Origin of the sequence: Streptomyces sp. NPDC014623, from assembly GCF_043088245.1 — a bacterium.
Classification (GTDB): domain Bacteria; phylum Actinomycetota; class Actinomycetes; order Streptomycetales; family Streptomycetaceae; genus Streptomyces.
In genome coordinates, this window is the sequence record NZ_JBIBZU010000020.1 from 87396 (window position 1) to 112356 (window position 24961).

Annotated in this window: 26 protein-coding genes and 3 pseudogenes; 17 read left to right on the forward strand and 12 right to left on the reverse strand. The window is 71.2% G+C overall.

Features of this window, described 5'->3' with window-relative positions; genetic code table 11:
- Window positions 1–25: 25 nt before the first annotated feature.
- The 3 genes from ACF1FZ_RS27645 to ACF1FZ_RS27655 form a co-directional block, all read right to left on the reverse strand.
- Window positions 26–616: an N-acetylmuramoyl-L-alanine amidase gene (locus ACF1FZ_RS27645; protein ID WP_391776098.1), complete on the reverse strand. Its 591-nt coding sequence runs from the start codon at window positions 614–616 to the stop codon at window positions 26–28.
- A gap of 144 nt (window positions 617–760) precedes the next feature.
- A complete protein-coding gene (locus ACF1FZ_RS27650) occupies window positions 761–1960 on the reverse strand; it encodes a globin domain-containing protein (protein WP_391776099.1) in 1200 nt (399 codons plus the stop codon).
- A gap of 135 nt (window positions 1961–2095) precedes the next feature.
- Entirely contained in the window at window positions 2096–2548 is a 453-nt protein-coding gene (locus ACF1FZ_RS27655; RefSeq protein WP_391776100.1) for an RrF2 family transcriptional regulator, read from the reverse strand.
- 74 nt (window positions 2549–2622) lie between these two features.
- Between ACF1FZ_RS27655 and ACF1FZ_RS27660 the strand changes: the two are divergent.
- Window positions 2623–2934, forward strand: a pseudogene (locus ACF1FZ_RS27660) (FAD-linked oxidase C-terminal domain-containing protein); the annotation flags it as partial.
- Window positions 2935–2993: 59 nt separating this feature from the next.
- Here the strand turns inward: ACF1FZ_RS27660 and ACF1FZ_RS27665 are convergent.
- Window positions 2994–4004, reverse strand: coding sequence for a questin oxidase family protein (locus ACF1FZ_RS27665; protein WP_391776101.1), 1011 nt, complete (start codon window positions 4002–4004; stop codon window positions 2994–2996).
- 267 nt (window positions 4005–4271) lie between these two features.
- Here ACF1FZ_RS27665 and ACF1FZ_RS27670 point away from each other — a divergent pair, with 267 nt between their 5' ends.
- The 4 genes and pseudogenes from ACF1FZ_RS27670 (at window position 4272) to ACF1FZ_RS27685 (ending at window position 8239) form a co-directional block, all read left to right on the forward strand.
- On the forward strand, window positions 4272–5675 hold the full coding sequence (locus tag ACF1FZ_RS27670; RefSeq protein ID WP_391776102.1) for a family 2B encapsulin nanocompartment shell protein: 1404 nt from the start codon (window positions 4272–4274) through the stop codon (window positions 5673–5675).
- A gap of 97 nt (window positions 5676–5772) precedes the next feature.
- Window positions 5773–6816 (forward strand): family 2 encapsulin nanocompartment cargo protein polyprenyl transferase, encoded by a 1044-nt coding sequence (locus tag ACF1FZ_RS27675; protein ID WP_391776103.1) that lies wholly within the window; start codon window positions 5773–5775, stop codon window positions 6814–6816.
- A gap of 138 nt (window positions 6817–6954) precedes the next feature.
- Window positions 6955–7492: pseudogene (locus ACF1FZ_RS27680) on the forward strand (GNAT family N-acetyltransferase).
- 78 nt (window positions 7493–7570) lie between these two features.
- Window positions 7571–8239, forward strand: coding sequence for a DUF6304 family protein (locus tag ACF1FZ_RS27685; protein ID WP_391776104.1), 669 nt, complete (start codon window positions 7571–7573; stop codon window positions 8237–8239).
- Between the two features lie 185 nt (window positions 8240–8424).
- Here the strand turns inward: ACF1FZ_RS27685 and snpA are convergent, their stop codons facing one another.
- Window positions 8425–9078 carry a snapalysin gene (snpA, locus tag ACF1FZ_RS27690; protein ID WP_391776105.1) on the reverse strand — a complete coding sequence of 218 codons (654 nt, stop codon included), beginning with the start codon at window positions 9076–9078 and terminating at the stop codon, window positions 8425–8427.
- A gap of 257 nt (window positions 9079–9335) precedes the next feature.
- Between snpA and ACF1FZ_RS27695 the strand changes: the two genes are divergently transcribed.
- The 3 genes from ACF1FZ_RS27695 to ACF1FZ_RS27705 all read left to right on the forward strand — a co-directional run bounded on the left by ACF1FZ_RS27695 (window position 9336) and on the right by ACF1FZ_RS27705 (window position 11778).
- Complete coding sequence (locus ACF1FZ_RS27695; RefSeq protein ID WP_391776106.1) at window positions 9336–10289, forward strand: LysR family transcriptional regulator; 954 nt, start codon at window positions 9336–9338, stop codon at window positions 10287–10289.
- 257 nt (window positions 10290–10546) lie between these two features.
- Complete coding sequence (locus ACF1FZ_RS27700; RefSeq protein ID WP_391776107.1) at window positions 10547–10900, forward strand: DUF952 domain-containing protein; 354 nt, start codon at window positions 10547–10549, stop codon at window positions 10898–10900.
- Window positions 10897–11778, forward strand: coding sequence for an SDR family oxidoreductase (locus tag ACF1FZ_RS27705; protein ID WP_391776108.1), 882 nt, complete (start codon window positions 10897–10899; stop codon window positions 11776–11778). The genes ACF1FZ_RS27700 and ACF1FZ_RS27705 overlap by 4 nt, the downstream gene beginning before the upstream one ends.
- Window positions 11779–12125: 347 nt before the next feature.
- On the opposite strand, the gene sodN is transcribed toward ACF1FZ_RS27705, so the two are convergent.
- Window positions 12126–12521, reverse strand: coding sequence for a superoxide dismutase, Ni (sodN, locus tag ACF1FZ_RS27710; protein ID WP_033298259.1), 396 nt, complete (start codon window positions 12519–12521; stop codon window positions 12126–12128).
- A gap of 163 nt (window positions 12522–12684) precedes the next feature.
- On the opposite strand from sodN, the gene sodX reads away from it, so the two are divergent.
- Window positions 12685–13122: a nickel-type superoxide dismutase maturation protease gene (gene sodX / locus ACF1FZ_RS27715; protein ID WP_391776109.1), complete on the forward strand. Its 438-nt coding sequence runs from the start codon at window positions 12685–12687 to the stop codon at window positions 13120–13122.
- Here the strand turns inward: sodX and ACF1FZ_RS27720 are convergent.
- The gene (locus tag ACF1FZ_RS27720) at window positions 13026–13655 is read right to left on the reverse strand and encodes a CGNR zinc finger domain-containing protein (RefSeq protein ID WP_391776110.1); all 630 of its coding nucleotides are present in this window, start codon (window positions 13653–13655) and stop codon (window positions 13026–13028) included. The genes sodX and ACF1FZ_RS27720 overlap by 97 nt on opposite strands.
- 102 nt (window positions 13656–13757) lie before the next feature.
- Here ACF1FZ_RS27720 and ACF1FZ_RS27725 point away from each other — a divergent pair, with 102 nt between their 5' ends.
- From ACF1FZ_RS27725 to ACF1FZ_RS27735, 3 genes are all read left to right on the forward strand, one after another.
- Window positions 13758–14513 carry a class I SAM-dependent methyltransferase gene (locus ACF1FZ_RS27725; RefSeq protein ID WP_391776111.1) on the forward strand — a complete coding sequence of 252 codons (756 nt, stop codon included), beginning with the start codon at window positions 13758–13760 and terminating at the stop codon, window positions 14511–14513.
- Between the two features lie 136 nt (window positions 14514–14649).
- Window positions 14650–15153 (forward strand): SigE family RNA polymerase sigma factor, encoded by a 504-nt coding sequence (locus tag ACF1FZ_RS27730; RefSeq protein WP_391776112.1) that lies wholly within the window; start codon window positions 14650–14652, stop codon window positions 15151–15153.
- Window positions 15150–15926, forward strand: a complete 777-nt coding sequence (locus tag ACF1FZ_RS27735) for a hypothetical protein (protein ID WP_391776113.1) — start codon at window positions 15150–15152, stop codon at window positions 15924–15926. The genes ACF1FZ_RS27730 and ACF1FZ_RS27735 overlap by 4 nt, the downstream gene beginning before the upstream one ends.
- 65 nt (window positions 15927–15991) lie before the next feature.
- Here ACF1FZ_RS27735 and ACF1FZ_RS27740 read toward each other — a convergent pair whose 3' ends face one another.
- Genes ACF1FZ_RS27740 through ACF1FZ_RS27750 form a run of 3 tightly spaced genes read right to left on the reverse strand, consistent with a single transcriptional unit; the run spans window position 15992 to window position 18702 of the window.
- On the reverse strand, window positions 15992–16753 hold the full coding sequence (locus ACF1FZ_RS27740) for an amino acid ABC transporter ATP-binding protein (RefSeq protein WP_391776114.1): 762 nt from the start codon (window positions 16751–16753) through the stop codon (window positions 15992–15994).
- The gene (locus tag ACF1FZ_RS27745) at window positions 16750–17715 is read right to left on the reverse strand and encodes an amino acid ABC transporter permease (RefSeq protein ID WP_391776115.1); all 966 of its coding nucleotides are present in this window, start codon (window positions 17713–17715) and stop codon (window positions 16750–16752) included. The genes ACF1FZ_RS27740 and ACF1FZ_RS27745 overlap by 4 nt, the downstream gene beginning before the upstream one ends.
- A 27-nt stretch (window positions 17716–17742) precedes the next feature.
- Window positions 17743–18702, reverse strand: coding sequence for an ABC transporter substrate-binding protein (locus ACF1FZ_RS27750; RefSeq protein WP_391776116.1), 960 nt, complete (start codon window positions 18700–18702; stop codon window positions 17743–17745).
- Window positions 18703–19224: 522 nt separating this feature from the next.
- On the opposite strand from ACF1FZ_RS27750, the gene ACF1FZ_RS27755 reads away from it, so the two are divergent.
- From ACF1FZ_RS27755 to ACF1FZ_RS27775, 5 genes and pseudogenes are all read left to right on the forward strand, one after another.
- Window positions 19225–20460, forward strand: coding sequence for an NADP-dependent malic enzyme (locus tag ACF1FZ_RS27755; protein ID WP_391776117.1), 1236 nt, complete (start codon window positions 19225–19227; stop codon window positions 20458–20460).
- 177 nt (window positions 20461–20637) lie between these two features.
- Window positions 20638–21603: a zinc-binding dehydrogenase gene (locus ACF1FZ_RS27760; RefSeq protein ID WP_391776118.1), complete on the forward strand. Its 966-nt coding sequence runs from the start codon at window positions 20638–20640 to the stop codon at window positions 21601–21603.
- A 31-nt stretch (window positions 21604–21634) separates the two neighbouring features.
- A pseudogene (locus tag ACF1FZ_RS27765) lies at window positions 21635–22158 on the forward strand (GNAT family N-acetyltransferase).
- A 31-nt stretch (window positions 22159–22189) separates the two neighbouring features.
- Window positions 22190–22399: a helix-turn-helix domain-containing protein gene (locus tag ACF1FZ_RS27770; protein WP_391776119.1), complete on the forward strand. Its 210-nt coding sequence runs from the start codon at window positions 22190–22192 to the stop codon at window positions 22397–22399.
- The gene (locus ACF1FZ_RS27775; RefSeq protein ID WP_391776120.1) at window positions 22399–22971 is read left to right on the forward strand and encodes a Clp protease N-terminal domain-containing protein; all 573 of its coding nucleotides are present in this window, start codon (window positions 22399–22401) and stop codon (window positions 22969–22971) included. The genes ACF1FZ_RS27770 and ACF1FZ_RS27775 overlap by 1 nt, the downstream gene beginning before the upstream one ends.
- A 54-nt stretch (window positions 22972–23025) precedes the next feature.
- On the opposite strand, the gene ACF1FZ_RS27780 is transcribed toward ACF1FZ_RS27775, so the two are convergent.
- The gene (locus ACF1FZ_RS27780; RefSeq protein ID WP_391776121.1) at window positions 23026–24003 is read right to left on the reverse strand and encodes a helix-turn-helix transcriptional regulator; all 978 of its coding nucleotides are present in this window, start codon (window positions 24001–24003) and stop codon (window positions 23026–23028) included.
- 1 nt (window position 24004) lies between these two features.
- Window positions 24005–24862: a hypothetical protein gene (locus ACF1FZ_RS27785; RefSeq protein WP_391776122.1), complete on the reverse strand. Its 858-nt coding sequence runs from the start codon at window positions 24860–24862 to the stop codon at window positions 24005–24007.
- Between the last annotated feature and the right edge of the window lie 99 nt (window positions 24863–24961).

Below are 24961 nucleotides of genomic sequence, written 5' to 3' on the forward strand. Positions count from 1 at the left end.
TTCATTGTGTGCCGCTCGGGGAGGGCTACTTCAGCCGGTCATGGATGCGGTTGCGCATGCCCGTCATCGAGAAGCCGCGCGGGTCGACCTTCCCCGGCTGCCACTCCCGGTGGCCGATGACGGAGGGGGCGTCCCAGCCGTGGAAGCGGCAGACCGCCGCGGCGGCCTTCTCGACGGCCTCCAGCTGCACGGCGGGCCAGGGGTCCTCCCCGTCGCCGAGGTTCTCGCACTCGAAGCCGTAGAAGTGCCGGTTGCCATCGGTGTTGGACTCGTTGTCCGACGGCAGGCGCTTCTCGGCGACAACGGCGCGCAGGACGTCGTCGTCGCCGAGACCGGCGTGGTTGGCGCGGCCGTAGCCGACCAGGTGGACCCGGCCGTCCTTGGCGATCACACCGTGGCAGAGCGGGCCCGGCAGCCCCGGATAGCCGTCACGGCAGATCTCGACGGTGCGGGCCGTTCCCCTCGTCACGGTGTGATGGAGCATCACACCGTGCACCGGTCCCCAGGGGCCCTTGTGGTTGCGGTTGTGCGTACGCCAGTCGCCCACCTGGACGACGGTCAGCCCCTCGTTCTTCAGGACCTTGAGGAAGTTGCTGGCGGACATGGGTGAGGACATGGCCGACTCCTTACGTTCGCGGGGAGCGCGTCCCCGTACAGCGCTTGTACCGGAACACGAGCCTCCGGCAAACCTGTTCGAGCGTTGTTCGCGTTGTGTGCGAATTGATCAGGACAGTCCGCGAGTGCCCCGGGCGGGCTGTGCTCAGTCCTGGGCGAGCCACAGATCGGGGCCGAACACCTCGTAGTGGATGTCGGCCGCCGCCACCCCCTTCTCCAGGAGCTGCGAACGGACGGCGCGCATGAAGGGCAGCGGGCCGCAGAGGTAGGCACGGGTGCCCGGGGCGACCGGCAGGCCGCTCAGGTCGACGGTGCCGGTGCGGTGGGCGGGGTGGCCGGGCTCCGGATTCTCGTACCAGACGTGGGCGGAGGCGTCCGGGAGGCTGCCGGTGAGCGCCGCGTGCTCCGCGCGCAGTGCGTGGTCGGCGGGCGACCGGTCGCCGTGGACCACGGTGACGGGCGAAGGGTGCTTCTCCTCCGCCAGGTGCTCCAGCATCGACAGGATCGGGGTGCAGCCGATGCCTGCGGAGGCGAGGAGCAACGGGGCGCCGTCGGCGCCGTCGAGCACCAGGTCGCCGTACGGTGCCGAGACGCGCAGCCGGTCACCCGCGCGCAGCCGCGCGTGCAGGTGCGTGGAGACCTCGCCCTCCGGCCCGTCTCCGCCCCGCACCCGCTTGACCGCGAAGGAGCGGGTAGCGGAACCGGGCGAGCCGGTGAGGCTGTACTGGCGTATCTGGAGTGCGCCGTCGGGGAGTTCCACCTGGACGGAGACGTACTGGCCCGGCCGGAAGGCGGGTGCCGGTCCGCCGTCGGAGGGGATGATCCGGAAGGTGGCCACGTCAGGGGTGTCCTCGGCCCGCGAGGCGACCGTCCACTCGCGCCACACGTCGCCCGCCGTCACGCCCTGCTGTGCGTGGAGGCGTTCCTCGAGGGCGATCAGGGCGTTGGCCATCAGCCAGTAGACCTCGTCCCAGGCCGCGGCGGCCTCGGGGCTGACGGCGTCACCGAGGACCTCGGCGATCGCGTCGAAGAGGTGGGTGTGCACGATCTCGTACTGCGGCGCGGTGACGCCCAGTGAGGCGTGCTTGTTGGCGATGCGGCCCAGCATGACGTCCGGCCGGGTGTCCGGGTGTTCGACGAGCTGGGTGGCGAAGGCGGCGATGGACCCGGCCAGGGCCTGCCGCTGCGCGCCGGAGGCCTGGTTGCCCCGGTTGAACAGGTCCCGGAGCAGCTCCGGGTGCGCGTCGAACAGCTTGCGGTAGAAGAGGTCCGCGATGTCCCCGATGGCCGCTCCCACGACGGGGAGCGTGGCGCGGACGGCGGCGGTCGAGGTCTCGGAGAGCATCGGTCGACTCCTGGAGGTGCGGGGGCGGGCCGTTCGGGCGGCCGGCCATTTAATTGGTATATGAAATGCTTATTTTTGACCGGGCGCTGCCTGGGCCGCGCGCGGTGGGTGCGTGTGCGCGGGAGCGTGGACGGATCAGCCGGGGGCGGGGCGGCCCCGGCTGATGCCGATCAGCAGCGGTGCGGTGGGGGAGGACACGAGATCGCCGACCGTGAGCGGATCGAGCGAGGCGTAGAAGGCATCTTCGGCCTGGCGCAGGGCGGAGCGGAGCCTGCAGGCGGAGCGCAGGGGGCACGGGGTGCCCCCCTCGCAGTCGACGACCTCGCCCGGCCCTTCCAGCTGCCTCACCAGGGCACCGATGGAGGCGGACCATCCGGCGGTGGTGAGGGAGAGGCCCCCGCCCCGCCCCCGCCGCGCATCGACCAGGCCGAGATGCTGGAGGCGGGCGACGACCTTCGCCGCATGGGTGTACGGAACCTGCATGGTGGCCGCCACCTCACGGGTGGTCGGCGGGTCCTCGTCCCCTGTCGTGACGGTCAGGCGCATGAGTACCCGGAGCGCCACGTCGGTGAATCGGGTCAGCCGCATGGCGGCAGCGTAGGTAAGTTGCATATCTGATGCAACTTAGGGTGTCCGGTTCCCGGGTGAGGGGACGCGTCATCATGGACGGGTACGGCCCCGTGGCGGATACGGGGCGCGCGTGGACAGGAGAGGCGGTCGGCGGCCGCCCCGAACCCGAACGCAGCCGGCGGGACACCGGCGGGCAAGGCCATCACCGACCCGGCGACGAGGCGGCCGGGGCGCGTGCTCAGCTCGTCTTCGAGGACATCCTCGACGCGGCGGTCTCCTTCGGCGGTACGGTCACCGGTGAACACGGCGCCGGCCTGCCGAAGAGCGGCGGCACGGGTCGCGGACCGGGCCCCGCCGTGCAGCGAGCGGTCAAGGCGGCCCCGGACCCGCACGGCCTCCTCAATCCGGGCAAGGTCGTCGTGCCGGGAGCGCCGCCGGTCCGCCGAGGGCTCCGGCGGGCGGCCTACCGCAGCGGTTCACTGAGCTGCACGGCGCGCAGAGCCGCCGCGAGCGCCTGCTCGTCGCCTACGTCGAGGGCGGTGTCGGTCAGTTTGATGACGTGTTCGTCGCCGTGTGCCAGAGCCTGTGCGAAGACCTCCTCGCGCGTGACCGTGCCCGGCGGGACGTAGGCCACCGGTGCGTCCGGTGCGTACAGGGCGGTCACGGCGGCGGAGGCGGTCCAGGCGGCCTGGAGGCTGGGAACCCACAGGGTGTGCGGGAGTGCGGGCAGGACGCGCAGGACGGCGTTGGGAGCCGTGGCCGCGTGCACCAGCATCGTCGCCTCGCCGTGGCCGTGGGTGGCGTACCGGTGGGTGGCCGCCCGGACCAGTTCGGTGAGCCGGCGGTGCGCCTCGGCCGGTTCCGAGACGGTGGCCGCCCACACCGGCAGGCTCCTGAGGCGTCCGAGCCGGTCGGGGAAGCCGCCCTCGCGCTCGGCGAGGGGCGGCACGGCGTCGAGAGCCGCCGCGGCGCTGCCGGCGCCCGGCACGGGGGCGGCACCCGTGACGGGGCGGTGACGGGCCGCCCAGTAACCGAGGCCGTGGGCGAGTTCGGTCAGTCGCGGCCCGGTGCTCTCGCCCGCCAGGAGCGTGCGCACGGCGTGACCCACCCGGATCACCGGATGCGCCGCTCCGCCGTACATCCCCGGCAGAAGACGGGGCCACCACCGGGCGAGCACGTCGCGCCAGGGCCGCCCGGCCAGCTCATGGCCGAAATAGCCGATCCAGTCGGCGGCGCGGCGCGGGTCGCCCAGGGCGCAGGCCCAGTCGGCGTCCGTGACCGGCTCGACACCGGTCGGGAAGTCCTCGAGTCTGGGGGCGTACAGGTCGAGCCAGCGGTGCACGGCTGACGCCTGCCCGTTGGCGGCGAGGGCCTCGACGGCCATCGGCGCGTGGTTGGAGAGCCGTCCGAACCGTTCGGGACCCGAGATGTGCAGCCGCTGGAGCGCCTCGTCGAGAGTTCCTGTCGTATCCATGGCGAGAACGCTAGGCGGCCGTCCACGCCGCCGTAACGGGCGCAGGAACCAGGCACCGAACGGCTGAAGTCCTAGGTCCGGCGGCCCGGTTCCGGCCCTCCCGCCGCCCCTGCCCCGGGTGCGCCCGGGCCGGTTGCGAACGTCCGAGTGCGGGTGATGTGCCCCGCCCGGGGCCGAATAGTCACACTCTTTTGTGTAATAGCGCATCGTGTTCTCCGGCTGCAAGTCTTCCTCTCGCAGGCCAGCCCAAGATCGAGAGGATGCCGGATGTCCGTTGGTGAAGAGGTCCGCGACACGCAGCCGCCGCAGCAGAGTCTCGGCACAGCGGCTGCGCGGAACCTCGCGACGACGACCAAGTCCGCCCCGCAGATGCAGGAGATCAGCTCGCGGTGGCTGCTGCGCATGCTGCCGTGGGTGCAGGTGCAGGGCGGCACGTACAGGGTGAACCGCCGGCTGAGCTATTCGGTCGGAGACGGCCGGGTGACCTTCGTCCAGACGGGCGACCGGGTCACGGTCATCCCCGCAGAGCTCGGCGAGATCCCGGCCCTGCGCGACTTCGGTGACGAGGAGGTACTGGCCGAGCTGGCGCGCAGGTGCGAACAGCGCGACGTGGCGGCCGGCGAAGTGCTCGCCGCCTCGGGCGAGGCGGCGGACCGTGTCCATCTGCTGGCCCACGGCAAGGTCGAGAAGATCGGGACCGGGCCGTACGGCGACGAGACGGTGCTCGGAGTCCTCGCCGACGGCGCCTACTTCGGCGACCACGTCCTGGTCGACGGCGATGCGACCTGGGAGTACACGGCCCGGGCGGTGACGGCCTGCACGCTGCTGACCCTGCGCCGGTCGGATGTGCTCAACCTCGCGGCCCGCGCGGACTCCCTCCGTGACCACCTCGCCGGCCTGCTCGCCATCCCGCACCAGCGGACCAACCGCTACGGCGAGGCGGAGATCGACCTGTCGGCGGGACACGTGGGGGAGAGCGTCGTCCCGCACACCTTCGTCGACTACGAGTCGGCACCCCGTGAATACGAACTGAGCGTCGCCCAGACCGTGCTGAAGGTCCACAGCAGGGTGGCAGACCTCTACAACCAGCCGATGAACCAGACCGAGCAGCAGTTGCGGCTCACGGTCGAGGCGCTGCGGGAGCGGCAGGAACACGAACTCGTCAACAACCGGGAGTTCGGCCTGCTCAACAACTGCGACTACGGACAGCGGCTCCAGCCCCACGACGGGGCGCCCGGCCCCGACGACATGGACGAACTGCTGTCACGCCGGCGAGGGTCGAAGCTCTTCCTCGCCCACCCACGGGCCATCGCCGCGTTCGGCCGCGAGTGCAACAGGCGCGGCTTGGTGCCGGAGAGCGTGGAGGTCGGAGGCCACCACGTGCCCGCCTGGCGAGGAGTGCCGATCTTCCCGTGCAACAAGATCCCGGTCAGTGACGCCCGCACCACCTCGATCATCTGCATGAGGACCGGTGAGGCGGACCAGGGCGTCATCGGGCTCCAGCAGAGCGGCATCCCGGACGAGATCGAGCCGAGCCTCTCGGTGCGCTTCATGGGCATCGACGAGCAGGCGATCATCTCGTACCTCGTCACGGCGTACTACTCCGCAGCGGTCCTGGTGCCGGACGCCCTCGGCGTCCTGGAGAACGTCGAGGTGAGCCGCTGGCGGTGACGCTCCCGGGGGCCCGGGCGGTGACCCGCCCGGGCCCCCGGCAGGCCGAGGCCGGGACCAAGGTGCCTCGTGGCGCCCGGAAGGAGTGACCGTGACCATGACCAGTACGGATGCCGCGATGGAGGGGCACAAGGCCACCGCGCTCCTGGAGCACACCCGTAACGCCGTAGACCCGCATCTCCGCGCGGCCGTCGGAACACTGCCGGGGGCGATCCGCCGCGTCGCCATGTACCACTTCGGCTGGCAGAACGCCGACGGGACGCCCGCCTCCGGGCAGGCGGGCAAGGCCATCAGGCCGGCGCTCGTCCTGGCCGCCGCCCGTGCGCTGGGAGGGGATCCGGACGAGGCGATGCGGGCGGCAGTCGCCGTCGAACTCGCGCACAACTTCACCCTGCTGCACGACGATGTCATCGACGAGGACACCACCAGGCGGCACCGCCCCACGGCCTGGGCGGTGTTCGGCGTGCCGGACGCCGTCATCACGGGTGACGCCATGCTCTCCCTCGCCCTGCGGCTGCTGGCGGACGACCCGCACCCGGGGGCCACGCCGGCAGCGGTGCGGCTCTCCACCTGCGTCATCGAGCTCTGCGCGGGGCAGCAGGCCGACTGCGCCCTGGAGGAGCGCGGCCCCGACGACGTCATGCTGGACGAATGCCTGGCCATGGCCATGGCCAAGACCGGCGCCCTGCTCGGCTGCGCCTGCGCCCTGGGCGCGCTCTACGCCGGAGCGGGGGAACAGGCGGTCCGCGCCATGGACGGTTTCGGCCGGGAAGCCGGTCTCGCCTTCCAGCTCATCGACGATCTGATCGGCATCTGGGGGGACACCGCCCGCACGGGCAAACCGGTCGGGGCGGACCTGGCCGCCCACAAGAAGTCCCTGCCGGTGGTCGCGGCGCTCACCTCGGGCACCCCGGCCGCTGCCGAGCTCGCCGTGCTCTACCGCGGCCTCATGAACACCCCGGGGGAGGTGAGGAGGGCCGCCGACGCGGTCGACCGGGCCGGCGGCCGCGACTGGGCCCAGGCCGCCGCGGCGGACCGGATGGCGCGGGCCGTACACCACCTGTCACGTGCGGTGCCCGCGCCGGACGGAGCCGGAGACCTGCTGGCCCTGGCCGAATTCGTCACCCGCAGGACCCGCTGAGCCGGGTCACCCTGAACGGTTCGTGTCCTCAACTCTAGGATTTTGTCAGGTAGTTGAGGTGATCGTGAAGGGGGACCGGTCATGGGTGTACGCGTACGGCAGGCGGACCAGCGGGACAGGGACCAGGCCGTACGAATCCTGGAAGGGGCGTTCCATGACGATCCGGTGAGCAGCTGGAGTCTTTCCCGAGGAGGAGCACCGGCGCGCGGTGCACGGGAAGTTCCTCGGCGTCTTCGCCGACATCACACTGGAGGGAGGCAGGATCGACCTGCTGGAGGACGGTACGGCGACGGCCCCGTGGCTGTCCGTACCGGCGGGCGCACCGGAGGAGGACGGCGCCCCCGCGCTCATGCGGGAGACCGCGGATCCCGGCAGCGAACGGGCCGAGCCGGTGGGGAGACTGACCGGAGCCGTCCACCCCCACGACCGCGCGCACGAGTACCTCCTGATGATCGGTGTCTCCCCGAAACACCAGGGGGAGGGCATCGGTGAGGCACTGATACGGGGGGTCATGGAGTGATGCGACCGGGAGGGGACTCCCGCCTACCCGGAGGCGAGCAGCGCGCGCAGCCGCGGTCTCTACGAACGGCTCGGCTTCTCCTTCACGGGCCGGACCGTCGATCTCCCGCACGGTCCGCCGATGTGGCCCATGTGGCGTGAGCCGCAGGGCGGATGAGGGGGCCCGGCCACCGGGAACACGGAAGGGGAGGGTGCCACGGGGCAGGCCCGGGGGCACGGGCTACAGTCCCTGCTCATGACAGATGAGTCGTGGGCAGGCTGGTACCGGGACCGTCGTGGTTCCGAGGCCGTCATTCTCACCACGGACGGGCAGCAGCTCCGTATCCGCATCCGGGGGACGGATTTCGAGGGCGGGAGCTTCGACGGTCTGGGCCCCGCGCCGGGTACGCCGGCCCCGGAAGGGCTGTTCGACCTGGCGGACGGGGTACTCGACGACTGTGTCCTGGAGTGGGACCTCCCGCTGCCGGTCCTCGTGTCCGGAACGGTCCGCCAGGCCACGCTCAGCTGCCTGCTGTCCCTGCGCAGGGCGGACCCGGATCTGTATCTCGCCCTCCATCTGGACGGGGCGGTGTACGAATCGAACCGCGCCGAGGGTGACTTCGCCGCCGCGCTGGCCACGGTCCAGCGGGCCCTGCCGCCGGGCCTGCACCTGCAGACGTGCATAGCCTGCGCGTTCTCCGACTACTTCCCGGCCCCGGCTCGCGGTCTGTCCGGCGGGCTCGCGTGCTTCCGCGGCGCGAAGGACGCCTACCGCGACGTGGTGGGCGGGGACGACGTCGCAGGCCTCTGGGACCGGCGTACCGGATTCGTCCAGGAGATATGGAGCTGCCGGGAGTTCGAACCGCGCCCGGCACACGGGGCCGGTACGGGCCACCGGGGCGCCTTCCCGCTCGAACTGGCCTGAGGCGCGTACGGCACCGGCCTGAGGCGTGTACGGGCTCCGCGTACGGGCGGGGTGCTGTCGCGCCGGCCCGGTGGCGCGTCCCGGAGATCCTCGTGTCCTCGCTGGAGCCCGCCCGCCCGCCGTCCGGCCGCCGTCCCGTGGGGCCGCTCCGCTCCGAACGGAACGGCCCCGGTGGCGCCGTGGTGTCAGGACGCGGTGCGGGCCAGGGCGGCCGCGAGCCCGTTCTGCCAGAGGCTGTTCACCCGCGAGCGCTCGGCCGGGTCGGGATAGGCGTTCGTGCAGGAGGGACCGGGGCCGCCACCGGACATGAGCTCGCTGCACGGCCCGGTGTAGTTGTCCGGAAGCCCCAGTACGTGCCCGGTCTCGTGGGTGGTGACCCGGGTGGAGTCGTACTGCTGGTTCTGGGCGTAGTCGAGGAAGATGTAGCCGCTCCCGTGCCCGTCCGTGCTCGCGTACGAGCCCCGCGAGTCGTTGCCCTCGCGGTAGTCGAAGTCGGCGTCCGACCCCTCCTGCAGCTTGACGTTGCTGACGGAGCTGTTCCAGATGCTGGCGCTGCTCGCTATCTGGCCGCGGAAACTCGGGGCGCCGGTGGCGTTGTAGACCACGGTGACCGCCTGGGCGCCGGGGTTCGCGGCCCGCTTCTCGGCGACCGACTCCATGACGGCGTCGAAGAAGGCGCTGTTCGACGCGGCGTTCTCACTCGAACCGGCGTACGCGGAGTAACCGGCCTGCGCCGCGGGCACGGGGGAGGGGGCGGCGGCGACCGCGGGGGCGGTGCCCAACGCGAGGGCGAGTCCGAGGCCTGCCACGGCCGACACGGCTGTCCTGGGGTGTCGCATGGGGGGTGTCTCCTGCCTGTCCGATGAACCCCGTCCGGAGGCCGGACGGGGAACGGGTGGGGGGTACGGAGAGAGTGTCGGGGCAGGCCGCCCCGCGGCGGATGATGTCAACCAGCGATAGCGCCGGCCTATCGCCCGGACGGCAAGCACACAGAATCAGCACGTGCCAGGTCGCCCCGACACCCCCCGGATCGGCCCGTTTAGAGGGGGTTGGGACATCTGGTGCTCGATGTGCGGACAGCCCTACCCTCACCCTCATGGAGCTCGAGGTGAGACACCTCAAGGCGCTCTGCGCCATCGACGACACGGGCAGCCTGCACCAGGCGGCACGGCGGCTGGGCTTCAGCCAGCCCTCCTTGACCACCCAGCTTCAGCGCATCGAGAAGAGCATGGGAGCGGAGCTGTTCCGCCGGGGGAGGACGGGTTGCCGGCCGACCCTCCTGGGGCGTGCCCTCCTCAGCCGCGCCCGTCCACTGGTGGACGGCATGTCCGCCCTCGTCGGTGCCGCGATGGCGGAGGCGGGGGCGGCCCGGGCCGACGGCCCCGGCCTGCGGATCGGATCCACGGCGAGCAGGGTCATCGGAGGGTGGCTGCGCGGACTGCGGGTGAGGCTGCCGGGTACCGACATCTCGCTCAGGGTGGACGTGTCCGCCCGGGCCCTGCTCGGCGCGGTGGCGGCCGGGCGGCTCGACGTCGCCTTCGTGCACGAGGTGGAGGGCTGCCCGCTCGCCGTACCGGAGGGACTGGACCAGCGCGTACTCCTGGAGCGCGAGCCGCAGTTCATCTCCCTGGCCCGGGACCATCCGGCGGCCGGACAGCCGGTCGTCGACCTCGACGACCTGGCGGACGACCGGTGGATGGTCGACCCCTCGGTGGACGGTGAGTGGGACGGGGTCCGCAGGGTACTCGGCGCCGCCGGCCTCGATCCGCCCGTCCTGCACGGCGACTACCTCACGGCGGCGTCCCTCGTGGCGCTCGGCGAGGCGGTCGCCCCCTGCCAGCCGACCTCCGGACCGCGCGAGGACATGGCGATCCGCCCCCTGCGCGGGGACCCGCTGGCGGTGCGGCTGCTGCTGGTCTCGCGACCGGGCGCGGACACGGACGCCGTGTACGAGGAACTGGAAGCGGCCTACCGTGACGCCGCCCGACGTGCCGAGGAGTACCACCGGTGGCTGCTGCGCCACCGCAGCCCCCTCGTGTACACGTGCTGAACCGGGCAGTTCCCCGTCCTGCGGGCAGTCAGGGCCTGCCGCTGCCCGCAGGAGAGTTCCACGACACCCTGCGCCAGGGTGATGCCGCCGGGGCGCACGCCGCCGGCCTGCGGTGCGCACCCGTCGCCGGCACATGGGCCCGGCTGTGCGAGCGGGGAGGCACGGCCCCGCAACGGCCGGGCCGGCCGGCGCTCGGGCCCGACGCGCGGACCGGGGCGAAGCTCCTCGCGGCGCCCGGCAGCCCTTAGCGTGGCCTGATGGACCGACAACTGCTGCACCTCACGGAAGAACCCCTGTGGGAGGCCGCCCGCACAGCGGGGACGTACGAGATGTCCACCCGGGGCCGCACCCTGCGGGAGGAGGGCTTCATCCACTGCTCGCTGCCCCATCAGCTCCCCGCTGTGGCCCGGGCGTTGTACGGGTCCCGGGGGGAGGGCCTGGTGGTCCTGGTCATCGACACCGGCCGGCTCACGGCGTCCGTCCGGTACGAGGCCGTGGAGCCCGGCGGCGAGGAGTTCCCGCACCTCTACGGACCGCTGCCGGTGAGCGCGGTGGTGGAGGTGCGCCCGTGGGCCGGGCACAGGGTGCCGGAGGAGGGCGAGGCGCGGTGATCAGTCCTCCCGTGGCGGTGACCGGCGCGAGCGGGGCGGTCGGCGGCCGGGTGGCCGCACGGCTCGCCCGGACCGGCGTCCCCGTCCGTCTCCTCGGAAGGGAACCCTCCCGGCTGCCCCGGCTGCCCGGAACGGCCGTCGCGCCTCCCGCGCCGTACGGCGACGGTGAGGCCATGCGCCGTGCGCTCCACGGCGCCCACACCCTGTTCCTCGTCTCGGCGCACGAGAGCCCGGACCGGGTCCTGGAGCACACCACGGCGGTGGACGCGGCCCTCGCCGCGGGCGTCGAACGCATCGTGTACGTGTCGTTCCTCGGAGCGGCGCCCGACGCGACCTTCACGTTCGCGCGCGACCACTGGCACACCGAGGCGCACATCCGGATGACCGGCGTGCGCCACACCTTCCTCCGGGACGGCTGGTACCTCGCTGCCGTTCCCGCGATGACGGGAGCCGACGGCATCCTGCGCGGTCCCGGCGGCGAGGGGCGGGTCTCGGCCGTCTCCCACAAGGACATCGCGGACTCGGCGTCAGCCGTCCTGCTGGACGAGGGGACCGGCCACGACGGCGTCACGTACGACCTCACGGGACCCGAGGCGTTCACCCTGGCCGAGGCGGCCGACGAGCTGAGCCGGTGCACCGGCCGCGCGATCCGGTACGTGCCCGAGACCAGGGAGGAGGCCTACGCCTCCCGCGCCCACTACGGCGCCGAGGACTGGGAAGTGGCCGGCTGGGTCACCTCGTACGAGGCGATCGCGGCCGGCGAGCTGGGCGCCGTCTCGGACGCCGTCCCCACCCTCACGGGACGCCCGGCCCAGAACCTGGCCGCCTACCTCCGGGAGAACCCGGACAGCTACCGGCATCTGCTCCCCGGATCCTGACCCCGGCGGTCACCCTCCACGAGGCGGCCCGCCGCGGCCCGGGTGACGCCGTCCTCGTCGGGAGCGGTGTCCCGGCGTCTTGGTGGGCCGGACGGCCGAGCGGATCCGGGGCCGGCCGGGGTGGTTTTCGCCGGCTCCGGCGCACCCTCCCACGGTGTGCCGCCCGCGGGCCGCTGGTGGGAGGGGTTCGACGGCGAAGGGCACAGCTGCTCGGGGCCGCAGGCACGGCGGCAGACAGGACCGCACCCGGCCCGTCAGGGACGCCGTGAACGGCGGCCTGCGGGACGGGTGCGGACAGACAGGCGATCCGACCGGCGAAACCGCAGGTCAGACCACCTAACCGTAGATCAGGCCTTCTTGGTCTCCCAGAAGATCTTGTCGATCTGGGCGATCAGGTCCAGAGCCTTCTGACCGGTGGCCGGGTCGTTCGAGCCCTTGGCCGCGGAGAGCGCCTTCAGGGTGTCGTTGACCAGCTGGTGCAGCTCCGGGTACTTCTCGAAGTGCGGGGGCTTGAAGTAGTCGCTCCAGAGCACCGAGACGTGGTGCTTCGCGAGCTCGGCGCGCTGTTCCTTGATCAGAACGGCGCGCGTGCGGAAGTCCGCGTCCTCGTTGGCCTGGTACTTCTCCTGGACGGCCTTGACGGACTCCGCCTCGATGCGGGCCTGGGCCGGGTCGTAGACACCGCAGGGCAGGTCGCAGTGGGCGCTGACCTTCACCTTGGGGGCAAACAGGCGGGAAAGCATGGAGCTGTCCTTCCTCGTGATCGTCTTCTCAGGTGGGACATTACTCCGTGGGAAGCCGCTTTTTGCGGCTGCCCCCTGGGGCTTAGGCCAAAAGTCCGGGGTGAGGACGGGACCGGCGGCCGAAACACGCAGCGGTGCGCCGGAGGACGGGGAGGTGCCACAGATGCCGGAACCGGCACAGGAGCCGTGGAGCGGGCCGGCGGCGCGTAAGGCGTTCCAGGTGGTGGAGGTGACAGGGCCGTCGATGGTGCCCACGCTCCACCACGGGGACTGGCTGCTCGTGCAGCGCGGGGCGCCGGTGCGCCCGGGGGACGTGGTGATCCTGCGTCATCCGTTCCAGCAGGACCTGCTGGTCGTCAAACGGGCCGTCGAGCGACGCGGCGGCGGCTGGTGGGTGCTGGGTGACAACCCGTACGCCGGCGGGGACAGCACGGACTACGGGGCGGTGCCCGAGGAGCTCGTGCTGGCCCGGGTGCGGCTCCGCTGCCGGCCGCCGCGCAAGGATCAGCGGTCGGTGCCCGGGCTGCTGGGCTGGGCGGTGTCCGCGGTGCGCCGCGTCCCGCCGGAGCCCTCCGCCTCCAGCCGCTTGCGGGCGCGGTAGGCAGCCACGTTGGCCCGGGTCGCGCAGCGGTCCGAGCAGTAGCGCCGCGAGCGGTTGGTCGAGGTGTCGAGGTAGGCGTTGCGGCATGGCGCGGCCTCGCAGAGGCCGAGGCGCTCCACGCCGTGCGAGGTGAGGTGGAAGGCGAGGCCCATCGCCGCGATCGCGGCGAAACCCGCCGTCGCGTTCGACGGGTGATCGGCGAGATGCATGTGCCAGTCCGGTCTGCCGTCCTCGTCCCGTACGTCATGGCCGGAGATCTGCGGGCTCACGGGGAACTCCAGCAGCAGTGAGTTGAGCAGGTCGACCGCGAGGGTCTCGTCGCCGCTGTCGGCCGCCTCGAAGACCGCGCGCAACCGGGCGCGCACGGACCGGAAACGGGTCACGTCCGCCTCGGTCGCGCGGCGGGCGGCCTGGGCGTTGGCGCCGAACAGTTCACGGATGGACTCGACCGTGGTGAGGGAGTCCTTGCTGCGGGCCGGCTCCTCGGTGTTGACCAGACGCACGGCGTAGTCCGAGTAATAGGCCAGTTCCACTTGTAGTCCTTACGGCGTCGGTCTATGGTCGACATGGCGACCAGTGTAATGGGTGGTTGCGCTCAAAGGGACTTACGAGTCCGGCTGCGGGTGGAGGTTCGAATGACAGTGACGGGCACCGACTGGCAGTCCTGGCAGAGGAGCTGGGACAGGCAGCAGGAGTGGTACATGCCGGACCGCGAGGAGCGGTTCCGGGTGATGCTGGACATGGTCGAGGCCGTCGTGGGGCCCGAACCGAGAGTGCTCGACCTGGCGTGCGGTACGGGCAGTATCACCGACCGGCTCCTCAAGCGGTTCCCGAACGCCACCAGCACCGGAGTCGACCTCGACCCCGCGCTGCTCGCCATCGCGCGTGGCACCTTCGAGGGAGACGGCCGCGTCACCTTCGTGACCGCCGACCTGAAGGACGGCGCCTGGACGGAGCGGCTCCCGTACCGGTCGTACGACGCGGTGCTCACCGCCACCGCCCTGCACTGGCTGCACACCGAGCCGCTCGCCGCCCTGTACGGGCAGATCGGCGGGCTGGTCAGGGACGGCGGGGTCTTCATGAACGCGGACCACATGATCGACACCGACACCCCCCGCATCAACGCCGCCGAGCGCGCCCACCGGCACGCGGCCATGGACCGGGCCCGGGCCGGGGGTGCCGTGGACTGGGCCGAGTGGTGGGCGACGGCGGCGAAGGACCCGGTGCTCGCGGCGCCCACCGCCGAGCGCTTCGTGATCTACGGCGAGCACGCGGACGGTGACACGCCGTCGGTCCACTGGCACGCCCGCACCCTCCGCGAAGCCGGCTTCGCGGAGGCGCGCCCGGTCTGGGCCTCGCCGTCGGACAGCATGGTGCTCGCGGTCAAGTGAGGAGTGTGCGCAACGGGAGGAGGGGCGGCCACGGCCGCCCCTCCTCCCGTTCCGCCCTCCACTGCAACCTGCTGCCCGTCCCGGCGCACTGGAAGGGTGAGACGGTCCGTACGCGCGGACCCGGAGAGGGGCGCAGGTGACACGGACCGACGACGATGCCGCACTGCACGCGTTCGTGGAGAGGAGACGGACGGCGCTGTTCCGCAGCGCCTATCTGCTGTGCGGCGACCGGCACGAGGCCGAGGACCTGGTGCAGACGACGCTCGTCAAGGTCGTACTCGGCGGCAAGCGGCACGGGCGGCTCGACAACATCGAGGCGTACGCACGTAAGACCCTGGTCAACACCCATATCGCCGCCCGCCGCCGCTTCTGGCGGCGCGAGCGCCCGTACGGCGAACTGCCCGACCACGCGGGCGGCCAGGCCGACACGGACACCGGCCTGATGGTCCGGGCGGCGCTCGCCAGGCTGACGGCACGGCAGCGAGCGGTGCTGGTGCTGCGCTACTGGGAGGACCTGAGCGTCGAGGCCACGGCCGAACTGCTCGGGATGCGGGAGAACACGGTCAAGAGCCACACGGCTCGGGGGCTGGCGGCGTTGCGCGCGGACATGGCGGCGGACACGGTGGAGGAACTCGTATGAACGACGTGCACGAACTGCTGGAACGGGCCGCCGAGCCCGCCGGTGATCCCGCGGTCTCCATCGAGGCGGTGTACGCCCGCGCCGCCAGGGTCCGGTTCAGGCGCCGCGCCGCGGTGTCGGCCGCGGCGCTCGCGGTCGTCGCCACCGGGGTGGTCGTGCTGCCCGGGCTCGCGGACGGGGTGAGGACCCCACGGTCCGCGGTGGCCTCCGCGCCGGTGGCGACGGCCTACGGGAGCGGGAAGGCGGACCGCCTCGCCGCACTGCTGCCGTCCGGCGTCGGCAGCATCGAGCAGGTCTCGCTGGCCGCGCTCATCAGGAACGCGACGCCGCAGCAGGACGGGGAGAAGTACGCCGGCCCGCTGGACGGGCAGTACATGGTCCGTGCGGACGGTGGCACGGGCTACCTGGTCCTGTTCTTCATGGAACGGGGCACGGGGGACGAGAAGCCCGGTGGCGGCGCCGGGCAGCGCGACCTCTGCGCACCCCGGGGCCAGGAGCCGCCCCTCGCTGACTGTGTCCGCGAGGAGCTGCCGGACGGAGGTGTCCTGACGACGTGGAGCGACTCCATGGACCACGGGGACGGAAGTACTCCCCGATGGGGTCGTGAGGTCGCCGGCAGGCTGGTGCTGAAGGACGGCTCGGTACTGGGCGCGCGGTCCAGTACGGGCTATCTCGGTGAGCACTCCCAGGGGCCGCTGCTCAAGGCCCCGCCGCTCGGCCAGAAGGAACTGGGCGCCCTGCTGCTGCGTCCTGAGATGCTGCCGAAGACGTAGTGGAGGACGGCGAGGAGGGCGGTGCGGACCAGGTCCGCACCGCCCTCCTCGTACCGCGCGACGGGTTACAGCACCTTCGACAGGAAGGACTTCGTCCGGTCGTGCTGGGGGTTCGTCAGGACGTCGCGCGGGTGGCCGGACTCGACCACCACACCGTCGTCCATGAAGACCAGCGCGTCGCCGACCTCGCGGGCGAAGCCCATCTCGTGCGTGACGACGATCATCGTCATGCCGTCCTCGGCCAGACCGCGCATGACGTCCAGGACGTCACCGACGAGCTCCGGGTCGAGCGCCGACGTGGGCTCGTCGAACAGCATCAGCTTCGGTTCCATGGCCAGCGCACGGGCGATGGCCACCCGCTGCTGCTGTCCGCCGGAGAGCTGGGACGGGTAGTTCTTCGCCTTGTCGGACAGGCCGACCCGGTCCAGGAGCCGTTCCGCGCGGGCCCGGGCGACGGCCTTGGCTTCGCCCTTGACCTGGACCGGAGCCTCCATGACGTTCTCGAGCGCCGTCATGTGGGGGAACAGGTTGAAGCGCTGGAAGACCATGCCGATGTCCCGGCGCTGGAGGGCGACTTCGCTGTCCTTGAGCTCGTGGAGCCGGTCGCCCTTCTGCCGGTAGCCGACGAGGTCGCCGTCGACGTACAGCCGTCCGGCGTTGATCTGCTCCAGGTGGTTGATGCACCGCAGGAACGTCGACTTGCCGGAGCCGGAGGGGCCGATCAGGCAGAAGACCTCACGCGGGGCGACCTCGAGGTCGATGCCCTTGAGGATGTGCGCGGGGCCGAAGGACTTGTGCACGCCCTCGGCCTTCACCATGGCGGTCATGCGGAGACACCTCCCGAGGGGCGGTTGCTGAAGGAGGTGAGGGCGAGCCTGGCCCGCTGGAACGGGGTGAGCGGCAGGCTCCGCAGACTGCCCCGGGCGTACCGGCGCTCCAGGTAGTACTGGCCCACGCTGAACACGCTGGTCATCACGATGTACCAGATCGAGGCGACGAAGAGCATCTCCATCACCGCGTAACTGGTCGAGCCGATCTGCGACGTGGAGCGCAGCAGCTCGTTGTAGGTGACGGCGTAGACCAGCGACGAGGTCTTCAGCATGTTGATGAACTCGTTGCCGGTCGGCGGGATGATCACCCGCAGGGCCTGCGGGAGCACCACGCGGCGCATGGTCTTCGCCTGGGTCATGCCGAGCGCGTGCGAGGCCTCGGTCTGGCCCTCGTCCACCGACTGGATGCCCGCCCGGACGATCTCCGCCATGTATGCGGCCTCGTTCAGGGCGAGGCCCAGCAGGGCGCACATGAACGGGGTCATCACATCGGTCATCTCGTCCTTGTAGATGAACGGGATGTTGAGCACGGGGAAGATCAGGGCCAGGTTGAACCAGAGCAGCAGCTGCACGTAGACAGGGGTGCCGCGGAAGAACCAGATGTACAGCCACGCCACCCAGCTGGTCACCGGATTCCTGGAGAGCCGCATGACGGCGAGCACCACACCCAGAGCCACACCGAGGACCATGGCGAGCACACTGATCATCAGCGTGCGGCCGGCTCCCGCCAGGACGGTGTCGTCGAACAGCTTGTCCCGGACCGCCTGCCACTGGATGTCGCCCTGCGAGAAGGCGTACGCCAGGCCGGCGAGCAGAGCGAGGACGACCACGCCGCTGATCCAGCGGCCGTAGTGCCGGACGGGAACGGCTCTGATGGTCTCCGGTGCGACGCTGGTGGCCTTGGAGACGGGTGCGGCGGCCGATGTGCCGCCGGGCACCTTGTCGAACTTGTCAGTCATGTCGACTGCCCTTCGGTGGTGCGCCGGTCACTTGCCGCCGTTGATGGCGGCCTTGTCGATCGCGCCGGTGCCGGCACCCCACTTGTCGAGCACCTTCTTGTAGGAGCCGTCGGCGATGATCGCGTCCACGGCCTCCTTGAGCACGTCACGCAGTTCGGTGTTGTCCTTGTTCACGGCGATGCCGAACGGGCCGGCGTCGACCTGCTCGCCGACGACCTCGAAGTCCTTGCCGCCGCCCGCCTTGCGGGCCAGGTCGACCGCGACCGGGTAGTCGTTGACACCGGCGACGGCGCCGCCCGACTTCACGCGGGTCTGGGCCTCGGTGTCGTTCTCGAAGGACTCGATCCTGACGGCCTTCCCACCGGAGTCCGTGCAGGCCTTGGACTGCTTCTTCAGGGCCTCCTCGTACGTGGTGCCGCGCTGGACCGCCGCGACCTTGCCGCACAGGTCCTCGATGGACTTGATGCCCTCGGGGTTGCCCTTCTTGGTGTACACGGCGGTGCCGGCCAGGAAGTAGTCGACGAAGTCGACACCCTTGCCGAGCTTCTTGCCGTTGTCGTCCAGGCCCTCCTGGCGCTGCTTGTTGTCCGTGATGGACGACATGGCGATGTCGTGGCGGCCCGTGTTGAGAGCGGTGATCAGGCCGTCGAAGGAGCCGGAGGTGAATTCGAACTTCACACCCAGCTGCTTGCCGAGCGCTTCGGCCAGGTCGGGGTCGACACCGACGATCTTGCCGTTCTCGACGGACTCCATCGGGGCGTACTCGGCATTCGTGCCGACCTTGATGACACCGGACTTCCGGTACTTCTCGGGAAGCTTGTCGAAGAGCGGGGCGCTGTTCTCGGACGTGCCGTCGCCGGTCTTCGTCGAGCCGCTGTCGGTCTGGTCGCCGCAGGCGGTCAGCAGCAGGGTGCCGGCGACCGCGACTGCGCAGACCGCGGCAATCCGGGACTTCGCGGTCGTACGACAGAGGGTGCTTGCGGTCATGATCGGAATCCTCCGGCGGTGAGGGAGTGCTGGTCAGGTGGATACGCACGCACCTTCGAGTGTCGCCACCTTGTGTGATTAGGGCATCTTGCCATTCGGACTCACCCAATCAGGGGGCCAGGCATGTCAAAATCGGGTAACGGGCGACCCCCGAACCTCAACGGGCCGGTACGGCAAGGCCGGACCTTCTGCTGGAAAGTGCGTGTTCCTCCGGAGAATCTCCGGTGCGTCTCGACCTACGGACGGCCTTTGTAGCCCTTGGTGGACTTGTCCAGATATTCGGCTATGAGTCATGTCACCGAGTCGATACCGACTCGTAAGAGACCTGGTCCGTCCGGTAAAAAAGACCTTTACACCCCTCATCCGGGGCTCAGGGCGCGTGTGCGGCGCGCCCGCGCGTACGTGCCTCCCCTGCCGGAGCGGTCCAACCGCTCGGTGCCGGGAACGTACGCGGTGCCCGCCCACCCCTCCTCAACCAGGAGTGGCCACCCTCAACTGATGAAGACTTAAGGGGTCAACACAATGGCAGCGGAGATCGTCAATCCTCGCAGCGACAGCAAGACGCACGGCACGGCCGGTGCGGAGGGGCTCAGCAGTGCGGACGAGCCCTTCGACCCGGCCTTCGCCCTCCACCGCGGCGGGAAGATGGCCGTGCAGGCCACCGTCCCGATCCGTGACAAGGACGACCTGTCCCTCGCGTACACGCCCGGCGTGGCCAAGGTGTGCAGCGCCATCGCCGAGAAGCCCGAGCTCGTCCACGACTACACCTGGAAGTCGCAGGTCGTGGCCGTCGTCACGGACGGCACCGCCGTCCTCGGCCTGGGCGACATCGGCCCCGAGGCGTCCCTCCCGGTGATGGAGGGCAAAGCAATTCTCTTCAAGCAGTTCGGCGGGGTCGACGCCGTGCCGATCGCGCTCGCCACGACCGACGCGGACGAGATCGTCGACACCGTGGTGCGTCTCGCGCCGTCCTTCGGCGGGGTGAACCTGGAGGACATCTCGGCACCCCGGTGCTTCGAGATCGAGCGCAAGCTCCAGGAGCGTCTCGACATCCCGGTCTTCCACGACGACCAGCACGGTACCGCCGTGGTGACGCTCGCGGCCCTGCGCAACGCGGCGAAGCTGTCCGGCCGGACGCTCGGTGATCTGCGCGCCGTCATCTCCGGCGCCGGTGCGGCGGGCGTGGCCATCGCGAAGTTCCTGCTGGAGGCGGGCATCGGTGACGTCGCCGTCGCCGATCGCAAGGGCATCGTCAGCGGCGACCGTGACGACCTCACGGACGTCAAGCGTGAACTGGCGGAGCTCACCAACCGGGCCGGTATCACCGGGTCCCTGGAGACGGCGCTGGCCGGCGCCGACGTCTTCATCGGAGTCTCCGGCGGCACGGTCCCCGAGCCCGCCGTGGCCTCGATGGCACCCGGCGCGTTCGTGTTCGCCATGGCCAACCCGAACCCCGAGGTCCACCCCGACGTCGCCCACAAGTACGCGGCCGTGGTGGCGACCGGGCGGTCGGACTACCCGAACCAGATCAACAACGTGCTGGCGTTCCCGGGTATCTTCGCCGGCGCGCTGCAGGTGCGGGCCTCCCGGATCACCGAGGGCATGAAGATCGCCGCGGCGAACGCGCTGGCGGACGTCGTCGGCGACGAGCTGGCCGCGGACTACGTGATCCCGTCGCCGTTCGACGAGCGGGTCGCTCCCGCCGTCACCGCCGCGGTGGCGGCGGCCGCGCGCGCGGAGGGCGTCGCGCGGCGCTGACGCCGTACGAAGGGCGGGGCGGGGGCCGGGTCGCGAAACGAGCGGCACCGCCCCCGCCCCGCCCTTCCGCGTGACCCGCGGGCTCCGCACCCGGCCGCCGCCCGGCGCTCGGGCTGGGGTGTGCGTCACACCACCGAACGGTTACGTCACGGCACGTCACGGCCTATCGTCGTGGCCATGTTCGCCGCCTACGCAGCCCGCATCGACCGTGACCGGCCCCTCGACGGACTGGAGCTGGGCGAACGCCCGGCGCCCGAGTCGCGGCCCGGGTGGACCACTGTCCAGGTCAAGGCCGCATCGCTCAATCATCATGACCTCTGGTCCCTGCGCGGGGTGGGCCTCGCCGAGGACAAGCTCCCCATGATCCTCGGCTGCGACGCCGCAGGGATCGACGAGGACGGCAGCGAGGTCGTCCTGCACTCCGTCATCGGCCAGACGGGGCACGGAGTCGGCCCGGACGAGCCGCGCTCCATCCTCACCGAGCGCTACCAGGGCACTTTCGCCGAGCAGGTCACCGTCCCCCGCTGGAATGTGCTGCCCAAGCCGAAGGAACTCACCTTCGCGCAGGCCGCCTGCCTGCCGACCGCCTGGCTGACGGCGTATCGGATGCTGTTCACCAACGCCGGCGTGCGGCCCGGCGACTCCGTCCTCGTGCAGGGGGCCGGCGGCGGTGTGGCCACCGCCGCGATCGTGCTCGGCAGGGCCGCCGGGCTCCGGATGTTCGCCACCAGCCGTGACGAGGCGAAGCGCGAGCGGGCCGTCGAACTGGGAGCCGTCGAGGCCTATGAGCCCGGCGCGCGGCTGCCGAAGCGTGTCGACGCCGTCATCGAGACCGTGGGGGCGGCGACCTGGTCCCACTCGGTCAAGTCGCTGCGGCCCGGGGGCACCCTGGTCATCTCCGGTGCCACCAGCGGCGACCGGCCCTCGCACGCGGAACTGACCCGGGTCTTCTTCCTGGAACTCAAGATCGTCGGCTCCACGATGGGTTCCAAGGACGAACTGGAGGACCTGCTGTCGTTCTGCGCGGCCACCGGTGTGCGGCCCGTCATCGATGAGACCCTGCCGCTGGACCGGGCCCGTGAGGGCTTCGAGCGGCTCGCCGCCGGAAACCTGTTCGGGAAGATCGTGCTCACCACCTCGTGAGCGCGGCAGCGGAACGGAGGGCGCAGCGGAACTGCTGACACCGGAAGGGCTGCTGCTGCGGCCCTGGCGGCCCGACGACGCCCCGGTGGTGCTCCGCGCCTTCGGGCCCGAGGAGACGGTGCGCCAGGCCGGCCCGTCACGGACCCTTCCGAGGCACTGGAATGGATCGCCGCCCACGCGAGCGAGCGGGCGGCGGGCACCGCGTACACATGGGCGGTCGTCAGGGACGGTGCCGCCCTCGGTTCGGTGTCCGTGGCGGCTGTGAACCACGTCCACAACACCGGCTGGGTCTCGTACTGGACCGTCGGAACGGCGCGGAGGAGGGGCGTCGCGTCGGCGGGCGTACGGGCGCTGGCCCGCTGGGCCTTCGGTGCACTGGATCTCTACCGGCTGGAGCTCGGACACAGGACGGACAACCCCGCCTCCTGTGCCGTGGCCCTGCGGGCCGGCTTCGCCGTGGAGGGGATCGAGCGGAAGAAGCTCCGCTACGGGGACACCCGGTACGACGTGGAGCGCCATGCCCGCCTCGCCACCGATGTTGTCAACAATGGTTGACAGAAGTCTACTGTCAACGTAAGTTGACGTCATGACCGAAGCAACGGATCTCGCCGCACGCGCCGGTGACCATGACCCGCGCGTCGGGCTGCGTGCCGTCGCCGCGCTGCGGCGGCTGCTCGACCAACTCGAAGCCGTCCAGGTGAGAAGCGCCCGCGCCCAGGGATGGTCGTGGCAGGAGATCGCTGCCGAGCTGGGTGTCAGCAGACAGGCCGTGCACAAGAAGTACGGGAGGCATTGATGTTCGAGCGATTCACCAAGGGAGCCCGGGCCACCGTGACCGGAGCGGTAACCCATGCGGAGCGGGCCGGCGTGGACTCGGTCACCGAGGAGCATCTGCTGCTCTCTTTGCTGGACCAGGAGGGCAGCCGGACCTCCTTCGCCGTCGCCGCCCTCGGACTCACCGACCGGCGCTCCTCGGTGGAGACGGCGCTCGCCGAGGCCCGCCGTCGAGGCGGGCTCACCAAGGCCGACGCGCAGGCACTCGCCGGTATCGGCATCGACGTCACGGAGATCGTGGCCCGGATCGAGGAGGCCCACGGTGAAGGCGTCCTGGCGGGTGACCGGAGGAACCGGCGATGGTGGTCCGGCCGCCCCGCCTTCACGAGCGGTGCCAAGAGCGTCCTGGAGAAGTCGCTGCGCGTCGCCCTCGGCCGACGTGATCGGTTCATCGGCGAGGAGCATCTACTGCTGGCTCTGACCGCCTGCCCCGGAGTCGTCGCCGACGTCCTCGCCGAGCACGGCGCGACCTACGCGACGGTGGAGCGCGCCCTGTACGGAGACGGAGGGCAGGGCCGGGCCCGGGCGAGCTGACCGGGCGACGCCGTCCGGCCGGGGGTGCCAGGCCGGCCCGGGCGGCAGCCGGGGTCAGGGTGTGCCGGAGGCGCCCATCGTTTCGTCGGCCGTTCCCCGTAGGGCCGAGTCGATGTGTATCGCGGCTGTGGCCAGATGACGGCGGGCCTCCGCGAGCTGGGTCTCGGTGACGCCGCGGTCCCTGGCCGTGTCGCGGATGTCGTCGCGGAAGCGGTCCAGCAGGCGGTCCAGGTCGCGGGCCGGATCGCCCGTGGGTGTGGTATCGGCGGCCCACTCGATGTCCGGGTCCTCGGATGCCGGCCGGCTGTATGAGGGCCAGGTGCCGGTCCTGGCGAAGCTGCCGAGCTGGCCGGTGATCTCGGCCAGGCCGTCCCGCACACCCGCGGGCCAGTCACCCCGTGCGAAGTGCTCCTGGACCTGACGCGCCGCATTCTGCATCTGTTCCCGCGCCTTCTCGTGTGCCTCCTGGGCCTGACGGCGAGCCTGCTCCGCGTCCTCGCGGGCCTTGCGGGACTCGTCCTTCGCCCTGCGGGCCTGTTCCTTCCACTCCTGCTTGGCCTTGCGCAGCTCCTCCTTCGCGGTGCGCCACGCCTCGCTGTCCCCGAGGCCGGCGTCCCACCCGCTCCGGCCGCCGCCGGAAGTGTGCCGGGACTCCGAGGCTGCCGCTCGCATCTCGTTACGGAGCCGGCCGGCCGCACCTCGCACGTCGTCACGGATCTCGGCGGCCAGCTCGGAGACGGAGTCACGGATCTCCAGCTCCAGATCGGCCAGCTCGCCGCCGCGCCCAGCCAGCTCGGCCCGGCCGGCGTCCGTGATGGAGTAGACCTTGCGGCCGCCTTCGGTGGCGTGGGTGACCAGGCCCTCGGCCTCCAGCTTGGCGAGCCGGGGGTAGACGGTGCCGGCCGACGGCGCGTACAGCCCCTGGAAGCGCTCCTCGAGGAGGCGGATCACCTCATATCCATGGCGGGGCGCTTCGTCCAGCAGCTTGAGGAGGTACAGGCGCAGACGGCCGTGGGCGAATACGGGGGCCATGTCAGAGCACCTTTCCGGACGGCTCGGCATCGTGTGTGTTGTTCTGGGCGGGTGGGCGGCGCAACAGGGCGATCGAACCCGAGACGGTGGTCGCCTTCAGTTTCCCCGTGCCCGCACCCAGTGTGCCGGTGATCTTCTTCGCCCCCCACTGGCCGCCCACGCGCAGATCCTCGAAGGCGTTGGAGACCGTACCGCTCGCGGTGTTCGCCTCGACCTTCGCGTCCGCCGGGTGCGGCAGCCGGATGGCGATCTCGCCGGACACCGAGGTCAGCCTGATGTCCGTCGGTTTCGGCGAGGTGTCGAGATCGAGCACCATGTGGCCGGTGACGGACTCCGCCCGGACCGAGGTGCCGGCGCCCTCGAGGACCGTCAGGTCCCCCGACACGGACTGGAAGCGGAGGTCGCCGGTGACGGTCTGGGCCTCCAGGCTGCCGGACACCGTCTCGGCCCGGACGACACCGGAAAGACCCACCAGGGTGCTGTCGCCGGAGATACCCCGCAGCTCGGTGCGTCCCCGGATGCCCGAGACGACGGCCTCGGCGCCGATCGCGCCGACCTCCACCGCCGCACCGGCCGGCACGGCGAGCGAGACCGCGGCGCTGCGGCGCGGACTCCTGTGGTCGAGCCAGGTGAGGAGGCCCTGCCACGGCAGATCCTCGTAGGCGACGGTGAGGGTGCCGCCTTCCAGGGTCACGATCAGTGGTGGCCCGTCGATGGCGGACACCTCCAGCCGGGCGGTCGGTTCGTCTGTGCCGACGACATTGATCATGCCGTCGACAATGCGCACGCTGAGTGCTGTCACGGGGTCGTCGAAAGTGAGCTTCTGAGGCTCGGCGACGGTCCACGTCGACTCCGGCATGGGTCTGACCTCCCACTGGGTGGCATGACGCAACATATCGCGTCTTCTCAAGAACACGATATATCGCGGGTCGCGAAAGTCAAGGAGGAATCGAAAAGG